Genomic DNA, 15,615 nt, shown 5'->3' on the forward strand with positions numbered 1-15,615 from the left:
CCATGAGCGATCACGCCCTGTTACTGGTCAACCTGGGGTCTCCCGCGTCGACCGATGTGGCTGATGTCCGGCGTTACCTCGACCAGTTCCTGATGGACCCCTATGTAGTTGACCTGCCATGGCCGCTGCGGCGCCTGCTGGTGTCGCTGATTCTGATCAAGCGCCCGGCGCAGTCGGCCCATGCCTACGCCTCGATCTGGTGGGAAGACGGCTCGCCGCTGATCGTGCTGAGCAAGCGCCTGCAGGAGGCGATGAAGAGCCAGTGGACCCACGGTCCGGTGGAACTGGCCATGCGCTACGGCGAGCCGTCGATCCAGACCGTACTGACCCGCCTGGCGGCCCAGGGCATCAAGCAGGTCACCCTGGCGCCGCTGTACCCGCAGTTCGCCGACAGCACCACCACCACGGTGATCGAGGAGGCCAAGCGTGTGGTGCGCGAGCAGGGCCTGAGCATGAACTTCTCGGTGCTGCCGCCGTTCTACGACCAGCCGGAATACCTCGACGCCCTGGTCGACAGCGCCAAGCCGTACCTGGAACAGGACTTCGACCACCTGCTGCTGAGCTTCCACGGGTTGCCCGAGCGCCACATTCGCAAGCGGGTCGCCGGCATCGATCCCAAGCATGACCTGCGCGCGGCCGACAGCCGTGGCGTGAGCGACGCGGTCATGGCGGTCTGTTACCGCAGCCAGTGCCAGCGCAGCGCCGAGCTGTTCGCCGCGCGCATGGGCCTGCGGCCGGAGCAGTGGTCGGTGTCGTTCCAGTCGCGCCTGGGCCGCGACAAGTGGATCGAGCCCTACACCGAAACCCGCCTCGACGAACTGGCCGCCCAGGGGGTGAAGAAGCTTCTGGTGATGTGCCCGGCGTTCGTCGCCGACTGCATCGAGACCCTCGAGGAAATCGGCGACCGTGGCCGCGAGCAGTTCGTCGAGGCCGGGGGCGAAAGCCTGCAGCTGGTGCCTTGCCTGAATGATCACCCCAGTTGGCTGGCCGCTCTGAAAACCCTCAGCGAGCGTGCGCCCAAGGGGCTGTGACGGGCATTGCCAGGGGGCGCCCTATCGGACTGGGCGGCCCCTGTCATTCGCCTGAAAGGATGCACTGCATTCGTCTGACTGATAACACCTTGGGGCGATACTCACCGCCCTGTATATCGGCCTAAGCTGGCAGCTCTTTCCAACCGTCGCGCACCGCGTCTGCGGTGTCGAGGAGACTGCCCGTGCATAACAACAATAACGGCTATCCCTCCAGTACCCGAGCCTGGGTCACTGTTGCCATTCTGATGGTGGCCTACGTGCTGTCATTCATCGACCGGCAGATTCTCAACCTGCTGGTGGGCCCCATCCGCCGTGACCTGATGATCAGCGACACGCAGATGAGCCTGCTGATGGGCCTGTCCTTCGCCTTGTTCTATACCGTCTGCGGCATCCCTCTCGGCCGTCTGGCCGATACCCGCAGCCGGCGCGGCCTGATCGCCATCGGCATCCTGTTCTGGAGTGCGGCCACCGCGGCCTGCGGCATGGCCAAGCTGTACTGGCAGTTCCTGCTGTGCCGCATCGGGGTTGGCGTGGGCGAGGCGGCACTGTCGCCGGCGGCCTATTCGCTGATTGCCGACAGCTTTCCCGCCGAGCGCCGGGCCACGGCGATTAGTGTCTATTCCATGGGCGTGTACCTGGGGTCCGGCCTGGCGTTCCTGCTGGGCGGGCTGGTCATCCAGTTCGCGTCGGCCCAGGGCGACGTGGTGCTTCCGGTGTTCGGTGAAGTGCGGCCGTGGCAGCTGATCTTCCTGATCCTTGGGGCGGCCGGGATTCTCTTCACCCTGCTCATGCTGGCGGTCAAGGAGCCGGCGCGCCGTGGGGTCGGTGCCGGCGTCGCGGTGCCCCTGGCGGACGTCGGTCGCTATATCCGCGCCAACCGCCGCACCGTGCTCTGCCACAACTTCGGCTTCGCCGGCCTGGCCTTCGCCGGCTACGGCAGCGCGGCCTGGGTGCCGACCTTCTTCATCCGCACCTACGGCTGGGATGCCGGCCAGGTGGGCATCGTGTACGGCAGCATCGTGGCGGTGTTCGGTTGCCTGGGCATCGTCTTCGGTGGCCGCTGGGCCGACTGGATGACCAAGCGCGGCAGCAGCGACGCCAACATGCGCGTGGGCCTGTATGCCGCCGTCGGCGCGCTGCCCTGCGTGATCGCCTTCCCGCTGATGGACAGTGCCTTCGCCGCCTTCGTGCTGATGGGCCCGACAGTGTTCTTCCTGAGCATGCCGTTCGGCGTGGCGCCGGCGGCGATCCAGGACATCATGCCCAACTCGATGCGCGGGCAGGCCTCGGCCATCTACCTGTTCGTCATCACCCTGATCGGCCTGGGCATCGGACCGACCGCGGTGGCGCTGGTCACCGACTACGTGTTCGCCGACGACAATGCGCTGCGCTATTCCGTCCTGATCGTCACCGCACTGGCAGTAGTCAGCTCGGTGATCCTGCTCAGCCAGGGGCTCAAGCCGTACCGCGAGAGCGTGGTGCGCTTGCAGAACTGGAGCGCCAACCCGGCGTGATGCCAGGGTAGTTTTCAAGAGCTGTTCGAGAGCGCCCGATGCCGTTGCATCGGGCGTTTTCGTTTGTGCGGGAGGCGGTGGAGGGGTTCAAGGAGCAGCTATCCCGGGTGTCGCTGCGCTCGACCCAGGCTACTTCGCTGGGGATTGTGCGATGAGTGAGCACAAAGACTAGGCGTCTGTAGGAGCCGCGACCCGCGGCGAATGGTGGTCACGACATGAATTCCATGGAGTGGCTACAATCGTTTCGCGCCGAGGGCGACGCTCCTACACCCCAGCCTCTGAACAGGCTCTGGTAGACGATATACAGGTTTGCACGCCAGAAAAATGCCGCTTTCCTGGCGAAAGGAAAGCGGCATTTCTCGTGTGAACAGCATTACCGCATTGGCGGGGCTTTTTTCGTTACGTCTCAGGCTGTTCGCCTTCCTTGAGCGCTTTGTTGCGCCAGCCCTGGCCGCCGGGCAGTACCAGGTTGAGCACCAGCGCGCAGATGGCGCTGAGGGAGATACCCGACAGGGCGAACTCCGGCGTGCCGATGGTCATGCCGCCGATACCGAACACCAGGGTCACCGAGACGATGATCAGGTTGCGCGCTTCCGACAGGTCGACCTGGTTGCGGATCAAGGTGTTCAGGCCCACCACGGCGATCGAGCCGAACAGCAGGCACAGGATGCCGCCCATCACCGGCACCGGGATGCTCTGCAGGGCGGTGCCGAACTTGCCGATGAAGGCCAGGGCGACGGCGAAGATCGCCGCCCAGGTCATGATCTTCGGGTTGTAGTTCTTGGTCAGCATCACCGCGCCGGTCACTTCGGCGTAGGTGGTGTTGGGTGGCCCGCCGAACAGACCGGCTGCAGACGTCGCCAGTCCGTCGCCGAGCAGGGTGCGGTGCAACCCAGGCTTCTTGATGAAGTTCTTGCCCGTGACGCTGCCGATCGCCACCACGCCGCCGATGTGCTCGATGGCCGGTGCCAGGGCAACCGGAACGATGTAGAGGATCGCGCCCCAGTGCAGCTCGGGGGCGACGAAGGCCGGTACGGCCAGCCAGGGCGCGGCAGCGATGTTGCTGGTGTCGATCACGCCGAACAGCGCCGAGACGATGCAGCCGACGATGATGCCGGCCAGGATCGGCACCAGGCGGAAAATCCCGCGCCCCAGCGCCGCCACCGCCACGGTGGTGACCAGGGCCGACATGGAAATCACCATGGCGGTGGCATAGGGCACCAGCGCCACGCTGCCGTCGCCGGCCTTGCCCATGGCCATGTTCACGGCCACCGGCGACAGGGCCAGGCCGATGGAGATGATCACCGGGGCGATCACCACCGGGGGCAGCAGGCGGTCGATGAAACTCGCCCCCCTGACCTGCACCACCAGGCTGAGCACGATGTAGACCAGGCCCGAAGCGATGATGCCGCCGAGGACCGCCGGCAAGCCGAATTCGCCCTTGGCGGCGAGGATCGGAGCGATAAAGGCGAAGCTGGAGGCCAGGAATACCGGCACCTGGCGTTTGGTGACCGCCTGGAACAGCAGGGTGCCGATACCGGCGGTGAACAGTGCGACGTTGGGGTCCATGCCGGTGATCAGCGGCATCAGCACCAGGGCGCCGAAGGCCACGAACAGCATCTGGGCGCCAGACAGGATCTGGCGCGGCAGCGGATCGTTGAATTCATCCTGCATGGATCAGGCGTCCTTCTGCTTGGTGCCGAAGATCTTGTCGCCGGCATCGCCGAGGCCGGGAATGATGTAGCCATGCTCATTCAGGCACTGGTCGATGGAGGCGGTGTAGATGGTCACGTCCGGGTGCGCGTCGTTCACCACCTTGATGCCTTCCGGCGCGGCCACCAGCACCATGGCGCGGATTTCCTTGCAGCCGGCTTTCTTCAGCAGGTCGATGGTGGCGACCATGGAACCGCCGGTGGCCAGCATCGGGTCGATGATCATGGCCAGGCGCTCGTCGATTTCCGGCACCAGTTTTTCCAGGTAGGTGTGGGCCTGCAGGGTTTCTTCGTTGCGGGCCACGCCCACGGCGCTGACCTTGGCACCCGGGATCAGGCTGAGCACGCCGTCGAGCATGCCGATGCCGGCGCGCAGGATCGGCACCACGGTGATCTTCTTGCCGGAGATCTTTTCCACCTGCACGGGGCCGGCCCAGCCAGGGATTTCATAGTTTTCCAGCGGCAGGTCCTTGGTCGCCTCGTAGGTCAGCAGGGCACCGACTTCCTGGGCCAGCTCGCGGAAGTTCTTGGTGCTGATATCGGCGCGGCGCATCAGGCCTAGCTTGTGGCGGATCAGCGGGTGGCGGATCTCGAGGACGGACATGGCGGGTTCTCCGGAGGTGCTGGCAAAAATGGCGTTAGATTAATGCATTGGGCGGCCCGGGCGGTATCGGGACTTGCAGTCCGTGGTGCCCGGGGTGGCAGAATTCGTCGCATTGACGACAGATGGCGGGTGCTTGCAGGCTGTTCGCCGCGTTTGTCCGGTGGGGCTTGCTCTGCTCGAGGCAGATGCGTACCTTTGCCGGCTTTTATTTTGACCCATCGATCAGCTTCCCTGTCTATTGCCAGGCTGGCTCGTCACCTAGAGGAAAGACCATGTCCGCTGATCTCGCGCACATCCGCCAAATCATGGCCGAAGCCGACTGCCTGTACACCGAAGCCCAGGTGGAAGCCGCCATCGACCAGGTCGCCGTGGCGATCAATGGCGAACTGGCCGAGCGCAACCCGGTGGTGTTCTGCGTGATGAACGGTGGCCTGATCTTCTCCGGCAAGCTGGTGCCCAAGCTCAACTTCCCGCTGGAGCTTTCCTACCTGCACGCCACCCGCTACCGCAACGAAACCAGCGGCGGCGAGCTGTTCTGGAAGGCCAAGCCGGAGATTTCCTTCATCGACCGCGACGTGCTGATCATCGACGACATCCTCGACGAAGGGCACACCCTGGGCGCGATCATCGATTTCTGCCGCCACGCCGGCGCCCGTGCGGTGCACACCGCCGTGCTGATCGACAAGGAACACGACCGCAAGGCACGTCCGGACCTGAAGGCGGACTACGTCGGCCTGTCCTGCATCGACCGCTACATCTTCGGCTACGGCATGGACTACAAGGGCTACTGGCGCAACGCCGCCGGCATCTTCGCGGTCAAGGGCCTGTAACCGTGCCGGCGCCGCGCTTTCTCGACCAGGCCCTGTTCGCCGAGCTGGCCGAGAAGGCCGCGGCCAACCCCCGGCAACGCCAGCACCACAACTTCCACCAGATGGAAGAGCCCTGCCACCGCCTGGCGGTCGGGCTGCAACCCGACACCTACATCGCGCCGCACCGTCACCTGTCCGCCGACAAGGCCGAAACCCTGCTGGTGCTCAAGGGGCGCCTGGGGCTGCTGATCTTCAGCGAGCAAGGCGAGTTGCTGGAGCGGCGCGTGCTGAAGGCCGGTGGCGATGCGGTGGGCGTCGACCTGCCGCCTGGCGTGTTCCATGCGTTGGTGGTGCTGGAGGCGGACAGCATCCTGTTCGAGTGCAAGGCCGGCCCGTATCGGGCGCTGGGCGAGGGCGAAACGGCCGAATGTGCGCCTCGCGAACGTGAACCGGGTGTGGCGGACTACCTGGCCTGGATGCGCGCACAGTTCGCTTGAAACTGCAGGTGTTGTAGCGCTAGTCGAGTAGATGGGAGGGACTTTAGCCGCGAGCTTCTCCGTTCTCGAGACAGGTCGCGGCTGAAGCCCTTCCCACGGTCCCGGTGGCCGATACTCCGTCTATCCATTCCAGCGCCTTGCGCCGCGCCTGCTCCAGGTTGCGCACGTAGGCGAGTTCACCATCCCGGCGCTGGATGCCGGCGTGGCGCAGTTGCAGGCGCACCTGGGCGGTGGTGCCGCTGAGGATCAGGCCGGTGCCCTGTTCCTGGTAGTCACGCAGCACATTCTCCAGGGCCGCCAGGGCGGTCATGTCCAGCAGCGGCACGGCGCTGATGTCGACGATCACCACCTTCACCTCGGGAGCCAGCCGGCGCAGCACGCTGAGTGCCTTCTCGGCCGCACCAAAGAACAGCGGGCCGCGGATGGCGTAGACCAGCACCTGCTCCGGCAGGTCGGTAAGCGACTGGCGCTTGGGCAGCTCAGCGGTGTCGGTCAGCTCGCTCATGCGCTTGATGAACAGGCCGGCCGCCAGCAGCAGGCCGACGCCCACCGCCAGCACCATGTCGAACAGCACGGTCAGCACCAGGCAGCTCAGCAGTACCAGCACGTCGCTGCGCGGCGCGATGCGCAAGGTGTGGCGCACATGGCGCGCTTCGCTCATGTTCCAGGCGACCATCAGCAACAGCGCGGCCAGGGCCGCCATCGGCAGATGGCTGAACAGCGGCGCCAGGTAGAGGATGGCGATCAGCACCACCCCAGCGTGGATCATCGCTGACAGCGGCGAGAACGCCCCGGCCCGCACGTTGGCGGCGCTACGGGCCAAGGCGGCGGTGGCGGTGATGCCGCCGAACAGCGGCGCCGCCAGGTTGCCGATGCCCTGGCCGACCAGCTCGGCGTTCGGGTCGTGCTTGCTGCCGGTCATGCCATCGGCCACCACGGCGCACAGCAGCGACTCGATGGCACCGAGCATGGCGATGGCGAACGCCGGGGCGAGCAACTGGCGAAACAGTTCGAAGGACAGCGACAACGGCAGGCCATCGGGACCGGGCAACTGCCAGGGCCAGGCGAAGGTCGGCAGAAACGGTGGAATGCCCGGGTACTCGACGCCATCCAGGCTGTAGCTGAAGCGTTCGCCCAGGGTGGCTACCGGCAGGCCGGCGCGCTCCAGTGCCAACCCAAGAAGCGCCCCCAGGGCCAGCGCCACCAAGTGGCCAGGCACCCGCGGCACCCAGCGCGGCCAGACGATCAGCACCAGCAGGCAGGCCATGGCCACCAGGCTGTCGCCGGGCTGCAGCGTGGGCAGGGCGTGCAGCAGCAGGTTCAGATGCTCGACGTAATTGTCCGGCTGGCTGGGCAGGCTCAGGCCGAACAGGTCCTTGAGCTGCAGCGTCGCGATGACGATGCCGATGCCGGCGGTGAAGCCCAGGGTCACCGGGTAGGGGATGAATTCGATCAGGCGGCCTGCGCGTAGCAGCCCCAGGGCGATCAGGATCATCCCGGCCATGGCGGTGCACAGCAGCAGCCCGCCCAGACCGAACTGCTGGGTGATGGGCAGCAGGATCACCACGAACGCCGCGGTGGGCCCGGAAATGTTGAAGCGCGAGCCGCCGAACAGGGCGATCAGCGGGGCGGCGACCAGCACCGTGTACAGCCCGTGCTGGGGTGCGACGCCAACGGCGATGGCGAGCGCCATGGCCAGGGGGATGGCGATGATGCCCACTGTCAGCCCGGCGCTCAGGTCGCCGCGCAGGCGCTTCCTGGTGAAGCCCAGGCGCAGGCTCTGGCGCCAGGCGGCGAACAGCGGCAGACGAGGCAAGGACATGGCGGCTCCCTATGGCTGCAGCGAGTATAAGGCGTGGCCGGGTGGGCTTGTGCTGACCTAAGTCGGGTGTCGGGTGCGTGGCACCCATGGTAAAACGTGCGGCTGTTTGCCCACGCCGAAGGCGGATGCGTTGAGCGCCGAGGCATGGCGGGGGTACACTGCCGGCCCCGTTGAGGCTTGGTTAGCTGGAGTGAGCAATGCGCAAAGACAAGAAGCAGGTGATTGGTGAAGAAATTGGCGACGAGCCGATCAAGCTGTTCCTGACGGTCGAGCCCGCCGATGCCACGCCGCCGTCCCTGCACAAGCTGGTCAAGGCCTACCGTGGCCTGCGCATCGATGACTTCGAGCGTTTCGTGGGGTTCTTCGTGGCCGAGGGCTATGACCTCAATGCCAAGGATGCCCAGGGCAACGACTTCATCGCCTTGATCCAGGACCAGCGCCAGGCCGAGCCCTATATCGAGGTGATCAAGGCCGCGCGCGGCTGAGGCCCCTGCAAGCCGACACCTGATCCCTTCAGGACGGCTTCAGCGCAAAACGCCCGGTGCAGTGCACCGGGCGTTTTTGTTTGTGCGGGCGGAGTGTGGTGGTACGTCCTCCGGGTGTCGCTTCGCTCGACCAGGCTACGGCTGAGTGAGCAAGCCGGGAGCCGTCAGATGACGCCCGCCTTCTTCCAGGCCAGGTAGCGGCTGACCAGCTCGGGACCGAGTTCGCCGGGGCGCGCGTCGATCACCGGGACGTTGTGGGCCGCCAGGCGTTCGTGCAGGTCGGCGCGGGCATTGAGGTAATCCACGGTGCCGCAATAGGCCAGGGCGCCTTCGAAATCCTGCACCGGGGTGTTGCGCAGGGTATCGAGCACGTCTTCACGCAGGCTGGCGATCAGTACCCGGTGCTGGCGGCCGAGGCGCTTGATGGCGGCCATCAGCTCCTGGTCGTCTTCATCACGCAGGTTGGTCACCAGCACCACCAGGGCCCGGCGCCGCTGACGGCTGAGCAGGGCATCGGCGGCCGCACTGAAGTCGGCGGGTTGCTGGGTGTTGCGCAGGTCGTAGACGGCATTGAGCAGCACGTTCAACTGGGCCGTGCCCTTGACCGGCGGCAGGAAGCGCTTCTGCTCGCTGGCGAAGGTCGCCAGGCCCACCGCATCGCCCTGGCGCAGCGCTACGTAGCTGAGCAGCAGGCAGGCGTTGAGGGCGTGGTCGAAGTGCGCCAGCTCATCGTCCTGGCTGCGCATGCGGCGGCCGCAATCGAGCAGGAAGACGATCTGCTGGTCCCGTTCGTCCTGGTACTCCCGGGCGATGGGGGTGCGCTTGCGCGCCGTGGCCTTCCAGTCGATCTGGCGCAGGGTGTCGCCGTCACGGAATTCACGCAGCTGGTGAAACTCCTGGCCCAGGCCGCGGCGTGGTTGCTGGCGCACGCCCATCTGGCTCAGCCAGTCATCCACCGCCATCAGCTGGGCGCCGTAGAGGCGGGCGAAGTCCGGGTAGACGCGGGTTTCCTGGGGCAGCTCCAGGTAGCGCCGGGCGTGCCACAGGCGCAACGGGCTGGGCAGGCCGATCTCGCAGCAGGGAAAGCTGAAATGCCCGCGCTGCAACGGCTTGACCCGGTAGCTGAAGGTGGTCTGCTCGCCCGGGTGCAGGTCGACGCGCTGCGGCAGGTGCTCGAAGGCCATGTCACCGGGCAGGTGATCGAAGACGTCCAGGTAGGCGCTCTGGGCGTAAGGGTGGTGCACGGTGAGGTGCACGTCGCTCCAGCGGCCCAGGGGCAGGTTGCCCGGCAGTTGGCGCTGCAGTTCGGGCGATGGCAGCCGGCGCAGGCGCAGGGCATCGACCACGGCGGTGGCCAGCAGCACCAGCAGCAGGCCCCACCAGATCGCGTGCAGCGTGTCCGGCAGGCGAACCCCCAGGGCGTCCAGCGCCCCGAGCAGAATGGCCAGCCCGAACAGTCCGCCGAGCAGCGCGAGGAGTGTGCGTGACGGCTTCATTGAGCACCTGTCATCGAGCTACTCACAGGCGCGGGGCCGGTACCTGGTCGAGCAGCTGCAGGAGCACCTGGTCGACCGACAGGCCTTCGATGTCCAGCTCCGGCGCCAGGCGTACGCGGTGACGCAGCACGGCCAGGGCGCAGCCCTTGATGTCGTCCGGCAACACGAAGTCGCCGCCGCGCAGCAGGGCACGGGCTCGGCCGCCGCGCACCAGGGCGATCGAGGCGCGGGGGCCGGCGCCCATGGCCAGGCCCGGCCAGGTGCGGGTGGCACGGGCCAGGCGCACGGCGTAGTCCAGCACCTGTTCGTCGAGCGGCAGGTCGCCGGCGATCTTCTGCAGGGCCAGTACATCCTTGGCCTGCAGCAGGGTGCGCAGCGGGCTGACTTCCAGCATGTCGGCCTTGGTCGAGCGGGTGACCTGGCGGACCATGTTCAGCTCTTCGGCCTGCTCCGGGTAATCCATGCGCAGCTTGAGCATGAAGCGATCCAGCTCGGCTTCCGGCAGCGGGTAGGTGCCTTCCTGCTCGATCGGGTTCTGCGTGGCCAGCACCATGAACGGCAGCGGCACTGGCAGTGCGCGGCCTTCCAGCGTCACCTGGCGCTCCTGCATCACTTCCAGCAGCGCGGCCTGGGTCTTGGCCGGTGCCCGGTTGATCTCGTCCGCCAGCAGCAGGTTGGTGAAGGCCGGGCCCTTGCGCAGCTTGAACTGCTCGGTCTGCAGGTCGTACACGGCGTGGCCGGTGACGTCGCTGGGCATCAGGTCGGGGGTGAACTGGATGCGCGCGAACTCACCGCCGAAGCAACGGGCCAGGGCACGCACCAGCAGGGTCTTGCCGAGACCGGGCACACCTTCCACCAGCACGTGGCCACCGGCGATCAGGGCCGTGAGCACGTCGTCGATCACCGCGCTCTGGCCGATCAGTGCCTTTTCCAGCTCCGCGCGCAGTGCCTGGGCCAACTGGCTGGCGCGCTGGCGCTGGGCGGCCGGGTTGGCGGCTGGTGCAGCTGCAGCCGGGGCCGTCGTAGCGGGCGCAGGGGCCGGTGCCGGCGCGGGGACGGCGGGCTCGGCAGCCGCGGTCTCGGGGTTCTGCTCGGGGGTTGGCTCGGTTGGCGTGTGTTCGCTCATAGGGCGTTCCTGAGGGTTTGCAGGTGGGCGACCTGACGGGTGAATTCGGTGGCGGCCAGTCGCTGTTTGGGCAACGGCCGCATGGCTTGGCTGATGGCGCTGGACGGCAGGCGGGTCAGGCGACCCAGGACTTGCCACTGCTCGGCCACGCCGAGCCGTTCGAAACCGGGGTGCCGGCGCCGCGCGCGGCGCTGGATGTCCTGTTGCAGGCTGTGCAGCAGGCTGTGCTGGCCGCTGCGGCGCAGCAGGAAGTCGGCGCTGGCCCGCAGGTGTTCCTGCAACTGCCGGCGGCTCGGGCTGGCCGGGATCTGCAGCGGTCCCTGGCGCATGCCGACGAACCACAGGCCGGCGACGATCAGCAGGCCCAGGGCCGCCAGCGCCTCGCCGAAGTGGCGCAGCAGCAGGCTGAACAGGTCGTCGCGGTCGGCTCGGTAGAGCAGGGTGACGGCGCTGTCCTGGCCCAGGTACCAGAGCAGCCAGGCGTTGTCGTACTGGGCGATGTTGAAGGTCTGCCAGATCCAGGCATCGCTCAGCACCGTGACCAGGCCGGCCCCGTGATAGAGCTGCAGCAGGTGGGTGGCGTCGCCGCTGTTGGCCCAGGCATGGGCGCGGTTCTCGGCGTCGTAGAGGTGGTAGCGCGTGTCGAAGTTGATGTACGCCGGCGCCTCTTCGTTTTCCAGGTAGAGCTGGGTCAGTTCGGCGTAGGGCTCGGGCTCCGCCTGCTCGGTGTTGGCTTCGGCCTGGGCGTCGTCCTCGTCGGTGGCCTCGTCTTCGCTGGGGAGTTCGAGTTCGTCGCTCTCGTATTGCTGAATGCCCAGGCTGTCCAGCAGCAGGTCGCCGCTTTCGCCGTCGTCCTCGTCCCACAGCCGTTCCGCCACGAACACCAGGTGCCCGCCTTTTTCCGCCCACTCCAGCAGGCGCGCGCTCTGGCGCGGTGTCAGGTCACGGCGGTTGCCCAGCAGCAACAGGGTGTGATCCTTGCTGGGCAGCGTCGGCAGGACATCCAGGCCGCTGGCCCGTGTCACGTCGAGGCCCTGCCGACGCAGGAAATGCTCGGCGGCCAAGTACGGGTTGGCCCGGGCTTCCGGCGCAGGGCCGTGCTTGACCTCTTCTTCGTAGGGCTCGGCCAGGCTCAGCAGGTAGGCGCCAAATACGCCGAGGACCAGCAGCACGGCCAGGCCGAACCCCAGTTGGGTGCGCCGATTCATGCCCGGCCCCCCTTGTCGAACAGGCGCCGCCAGCCTTCGCACAGGCCGCGCTTGAGCGTCTCCGGCGGCAGGCGGTGGCCATAGGCGAGGTTCTGCCAATGGCGGGTCAGGGCCTGGCTGAAGCGCTCCAGCTCATCCTGGTCGAGCCCCTGGACCAGGCGCAGCACCTCGGCCTCGGTGTGGGCGCTGCGCAGGGGCAGGCGATAGTCGTGCAGCAGCCGGCTGAGCAGCGCGCGGTAGAGCAGGCCAAGGGCGGCGCGGGGCTGCTCTTGCCACAGGCGTTCGGCTTCGCTGGCCACATCGTCGGGCAGGCTTTCCGGGGCGACTTCCAGGCCGAACAGTTGCGTCGGCGCGCGGGACGGCCGGACCCGGGGGAGCCCCAGGCGCCCGGTGAAGGTGCTCAGCCATTCGCGGTAGCGCCACAGCAGCAGGCCCACCAGGCCGAGCAGGGCGGCCCACAGCAGGGCTTCGAAGAACAGCGCGACACCGTCGATGCTCTTCCAGAACTCGCTGAGTTTGAAGAACTTCTCCATCAGGTCCAGCAGGCCGCGGACCTCTTCTTCAGTGGGCTGCTCGGGTTCGCTTTCTTCACCGAAGCGCCAGCGGGTGACGGTTTCACGGTTTTCGAAGGGCGGCTGGTCGAGCACCTGGGTGATGGCTTCCTGGGCCGCCGCGCTGGTCAGCGGCTGCTTGAGCAGGCGCTCGGCACGGGGGCCGTTCGGGTTCTGGTCGGGCAGGGGGCAACTGCTGTGGCTGCTGGCAACGCTGGCGGCTTCGCTGGCCATGGCCGGCGCCGGCAGTTGCATCAGCAGCACGCCGCAGCCGAGCAGCAGGGCATAGGCGACGCCGCTGATGCGCTGGCGCAGCTGGCGGAACACCAGCTCGATATCCCAGGCTTCTAGCGCCGTACGTCGGTTCAGGTAGAGGGTGAAGCCGCAGGCGACGTACACCGGTTCCCAGATCACCAGCCCCAGCACGTACAGCAGGTTGGACAGGTGCTCCAGGCTGCGCCATTCACCGCTGGCGGCGTTGACCAGGCTCTGCCAGCTCCAGTCCAGTTCGATCTGTTGCGGCAGCATCATGTAGAACAGGGTGATGAGGCCCAGCCACAGCGCGCCTTCCAGGTGCATGCCGACCACCGTCAGCCAGGTCGCGCCCCCGGCGTCGCGCTGCCCCAGCACTACCAGGCGCTGGGCGCGGGCATCGCCCGACAGGCCTTCGAGCTGCAGCACCGGCAGGTCGAAGCTGCGCGTCGGGCTCAGGCGGCGCCAGGTCAGGCTTGCCAGCAATTGCGGCTTGAGCAGGCGCGGCCAGGCGCGCAGGGCCTGCTTGAGCGTCGGCGTGTCGCCGAACAGGGCGTGGGACAGGATGTACAGCGGCAGTCGCTCGTAGGCCGGCTTCAGCCACCAGAACAGGAACACCGCGACGCTCGGGTAATCCCACAGCAGCAGGCAGAGCACGGCGAAGATCGGGATAGTGACCAGCGCCCAACTGGCCATCAGCAGGCCGGCATGACGGCGGGCCAGGAGCACACCGAGGTCGACGGCTTCCCAGGCGCTGCGTGGGCGGATGGCCACGCTGGCATCAGTCAGGCGCATGGTCACCTCGCCCGGCGAGCAGCAGGTAGGCCAGCACCAGCGCCCAGAGTGCGGCGCCCACCCCGTATTTGATGGTCGGCGTGGCGAAGGTCATCGATGACCAGTAGGCCTCGATAAAGGCGGCCAGCAGCAGGAAGGCGACCACGCCGCCGACCAGGCGCACGGCGCGTGAGGCCGCCCGGCGCAGGGCCTCGCCCCGAGTCAGGCGCCCTGGCGCGAGCAGTGCCCAGCCGAGCTTGAAGCCGGCGGCGCCGGCCAGGGCGATGGCGGTCAGTTCGAAGGCGCCGTGGCCGATCACGAACGACCAGAAGGTTTCGCTGTAGCCGATCTGGGTCAGGTGCCCGGCCACGGCGCCGATCATCAAACCGTTGAACAGCAGGAAGAACAGGCTGCCCAGGCCCAGCAGCAGGCCGCTGGCGAAGGTCTGAAAGGCGATGCCGATGTTGTTCATGATGTAGAAGCCGAACATCGCCCAGTCGTCGCTGGAGCCGCGGTCGCCGAAACGCCCGAGGCGTCGGGCGTCCGGGTCGTACATGCGCTCCATGTTCGCCACCTGGTCGGGGGAGACCACGCTGTAGATCAGATCCGGGAACAGGTAGGTCAGCACGCCCATGCCGAGCAGGCTGCCGAAGAACAGCAGGCTGGCGGCCACGACACTGCGCCATTCGGCCCGCACCAGCCGTGGAAAGCCCACCAGCAGAAAGCCGATCAGTTGCGTGCCCAGCGGGCTGCGGTGCCGGTAGAACTGCTGGTGACCGCGCAGCACCAGTTGCTGCAGGTACTCGACCAGGTGGTTGCTGTAGCCGCGCGACTCCGCCAGTGCAAGGTGCTGGCACAGGCGCCGGTAGGCCGCGGCGAAGCCCTTGCTCTGCTCGCCGTCGACCTTGCCGCGTTCCAGCGCGTCGAGCTGCTGGGCGAACGCCTGCCACTCGCCTTGGTGCTGGCTCTCATAGAGGCTCTGCTTCATGTCGGCCCCAACAGACCACGGGCAATACCGTGGATGTGGCGTTCAGCCTGGTCCGGCGGCACCTGCAGCGGCTCGGCGAGGATACCCGCCAGCTCGGTGCGGCGTGCGGTGGACAACTGCTCGGCGCGTTCGGCGAAGCCCATCAGCGCGCGCTGCTCGGCCAGGCTGAGGACGAAGGGCGCGCGCAGCGGTTCGGCGTCTGGCAGGGTCGGTGTGCCCGGGGTGGTGTCGCGGTACACCACCAGGGTGCCGGCGGCGATATCGCCCAGGCGTTTGAAGGCCCGGTGGTTGAGGCAACTGATGATGCCCAGGGTATAGGCGAACGGCAGGATATCGACGAAGCGCAACAGGTTGCGGGTCAGGGAGGCGGCCCAGCCGATGGGCGTGCCGTCATCGTGGACCACGCGCAGGCCGAGCAGCTGCTTGCCGGGGGAGCGGCCCTGGTTGAGCACTTCGAACAGCACCATGTACCACCAGGTCACCAGGAACAGCAGGATGGTGGCGAGCCCCATGCCGAACTGCCCCAGGCTGCCGAGGGCCACGTACACCAGCAGCAGGAACAGCCCGCGGATCACCAGGTCGATGGCGAAGGCCAGGGCACGCGGCACCAGGCCGGCCGGGCGCAGAATGAGGTCGATGCCTTCCGGGGTTTCCACGTGGTAACGGGTGTCCAGCAGCGGGGCTGCGGGGCGTGGAGAACGAGGTGGGAGCGGGGCGGTAGACGGCATCGGCTGACTGCGACGGAG

General features: G+C 67.2%; 14 protein-coding genes. 5 read left to right on the top strand and 9 right to left on the bottom strand.

The window, feature by feature from the left end:
• The first annotated feature begins 2 nt into the window (after nt 1-2).
• Both hemH and N5C28_RS20610 read left to right on the top strand, forming a co-directional pair.
• Entirely contained in the window at nt 3-1,031 is a 1,029-nt protein-coding gene (gene hemH / locus N5C28_RS20605; RefSeq protein WP_279825150.1) for a ferrochelatase, read from the top strand.
• Nucleotides 1,032-1,213: 182 nt separating this feature from the next.
• Nucleotides 1,214-2,545, top strand: a complete 1,332-nt coding sequence (locus N5C28_RS20610) for an MFS transporter (RefSeq protein ID WP_279825152.1) — start codon at nt 1,214-1,216, stop codon at nt 2,543-2,545.
• A 399-nt stretch (nt 2,546-2,944) separates the two neighbouring features.
• Here N5C28_RS20610 and N5C28_RS20615 read toward each other — a convergent pair whose 3' ends face one another.
• Both N5C28_RS20615 and upp read right to left on the bottom strand, forming a co-directional pair.
• Complete coding sequence (locus N5C28_RS20615) at nt 2,945-4,219, bottom strand: uracil-xanthine permease family protein (protein WP_279825154.1); 1,275 nt, start codon at nt 4,217-4,219, stop codon at nt 2,945-2,947.
• A 3-nt stretch (nt 4,220-4,222) separates the two neighbouring features.
• The gene (upp, locus tag N5C28_RS20620; RefSeq protein ID WP_279825156.1) at nt 4,223-4,861 is read right to left on the bottom strand and encodes a uracil phosphoribosyltransferase; all 639 of its coding nucleotides are present in this window, start codon (nt 4,859-4,861) and stop codon (nt 4,223-4,225) included.
• Between the two features lie 272 nt (nt 4,862-5,133).
• Between upp and N5C28_RS20625 the strand changes: the two genes are divergently transcribed.
• Both N5C28_RS20625 and N5C28_RS20630 read left to right on the top strand, forming a co-directional pair.
• A complete protein-coding gene (locus tag N5C28_RS20625) occupies nt 5,134-5,691 on the top strand; it encodes a hypoxanthine-guanine phosphoribosyltransferase (RefSeq protein WP_279825157.1) in 558 nt (185 codons plus the stop codon).
• 2 nt (nt 5,692-5,693) lie between these two features.
• Nucleotides 5,694-6,167 (top strand): WbuC family cupin fold metalloprotein, encoded by a 474-nt coding sequence (locus N5C28_RS20630; protein ID WP_279825158.1) that lies wholly within the window; start codon nt 5,694-5,696, stop codon nt 6,165-6,167.
• Nucleotides 6,168-6,210: 43 nt separating this feature from the next.
• Here the strand turns inward: N5C28_RS20630 and dauA are convergent, their stop codons facing one another.
• A complete protein-coding gene (gene dauA, locus N5C28_RS20635; RefSeq protein WP_279825159.1) occupies nt 6,211-7,989 on the bottom strand; it encodes a C4-dicarboxylic acid transporter DauA in 1,779 nt (592 codons plus the stop codon).
• Between the two features lie 197 nt (nt 7,990-8,186).
• Between dauA and N5C28_RS20640 the strand changes: the two genes are divergently transcribed.
• On the top strand, nt 8,187-8,474 hold the full coding sequence (locus N5C28_RS20640) for a PA4642 family protein (protein ID WP_279825161.1): 288 nt from the start codon (nt 8,187-8,189) through the stop codon (nt 8,472-8,474).
• 164 nt (nt 8,475-8,638) lie between these two features.
• On the opposite strand, the gene N5C28_RS20645 is transcribed toward N5C28_RS20640, so the two are convergent.
• From N5C28_RS20645 to N5C28_RS20670, 6 genes are read right to left on the bottom strand one after another with little or no spacing between them, the layout of a single operon-like run.
• Nucleotides 8,639-9,970 (bottom strand): DUF58 domain-containing protein, encoded by a 1,332-nt coding sequence (locus tag N5C28_RS20645; RefSeq protein WP_279825163.1) that lies wholly within the window; start codon nt 9,968-9,970, stop codon nt 8,639-8,641.
• Between the two features lie 22 nt (nt 9,971-9,992).
• Nucleotides 9,993-11,096 (bottom strand): MoxR family ATPase, encoded by a 1,104-nt coding sequence (locus N5C28_RS20650; protein ID WP_279825164.1) that lies wholly within the window; start codon nt 11,094-11,096, stop codon nt 9,993-9,995.
• Nucleotides 11,093-12,304: a DUF4350 domain-containing protein gene (locus N5C28_RS20655; protein ID WP_279825165.1), complete on the bottom strand. Its 1,212-nt coding sequence runs from the start codon at nt 12,302-12,304 to the stop codon at nt 11,093-11,095. The genes N5C28_RS20650 and N5C28_RS20655 overlap by 4 nt, the downstream gene beginning before the upstream one ends.
• The gene (locus tag N5C28_RS20660; RefSeq protein ID WP_279825166.1) at nt 12,301-13,902 is read right to left on the bottom strand and encodes a DUF4129 domain-containing protein; all 1,602 of its coding nucleotides are present in this window, start codon (nt 13,900-13,902) and stop codon (nt 12,301-12,303) included. The genes N5C28_RS20655 and N5C28_RS20660 overlap by 4 nt, the downstream gene beginning before the upstream one ends.
• Nucleotides 13,889-14,869 (bottom strand): stage II sporulation protein M, encoded by a 981-nt coding sequence (locus N5C28_RS20665; RefSeq protein ID WP_279825167.1) that lies wholly within the window; start codon nt 14,867-14,869, stop codon nt 13,889-13,891. Before N5C28_RS20665 ends, N5C28_RS20660 begins: the two co-directional genes overlap by 14 nt.
• Nucleotides 14,866-15,597, bottom strand: a complete 732-nt coding sequence (locus tag N5C28_RS20670; protein WP_279825168.1) for an RDD family protein — start codon at nt 15,595-15,597, stop codon at nt 14,866-14,868. The genes N5C28_RS20665 and N5C28_RS20670 overlap by 4 nt, the downstream gene beginning before the upstream one ends.
• Nucleotides 15,598-15,615 lie beyond the last annotated feature (18 nt).

The organism is Pseudomonas sp. GD03944 (genome assembly GCF_029839275.1).
Taxonomy (GTDB): Bacteria; Pseudomonadota; Gammaproteobacteria; order Pseudomonadales; family Pseudomonadaceae; genus Aquipseudomonas.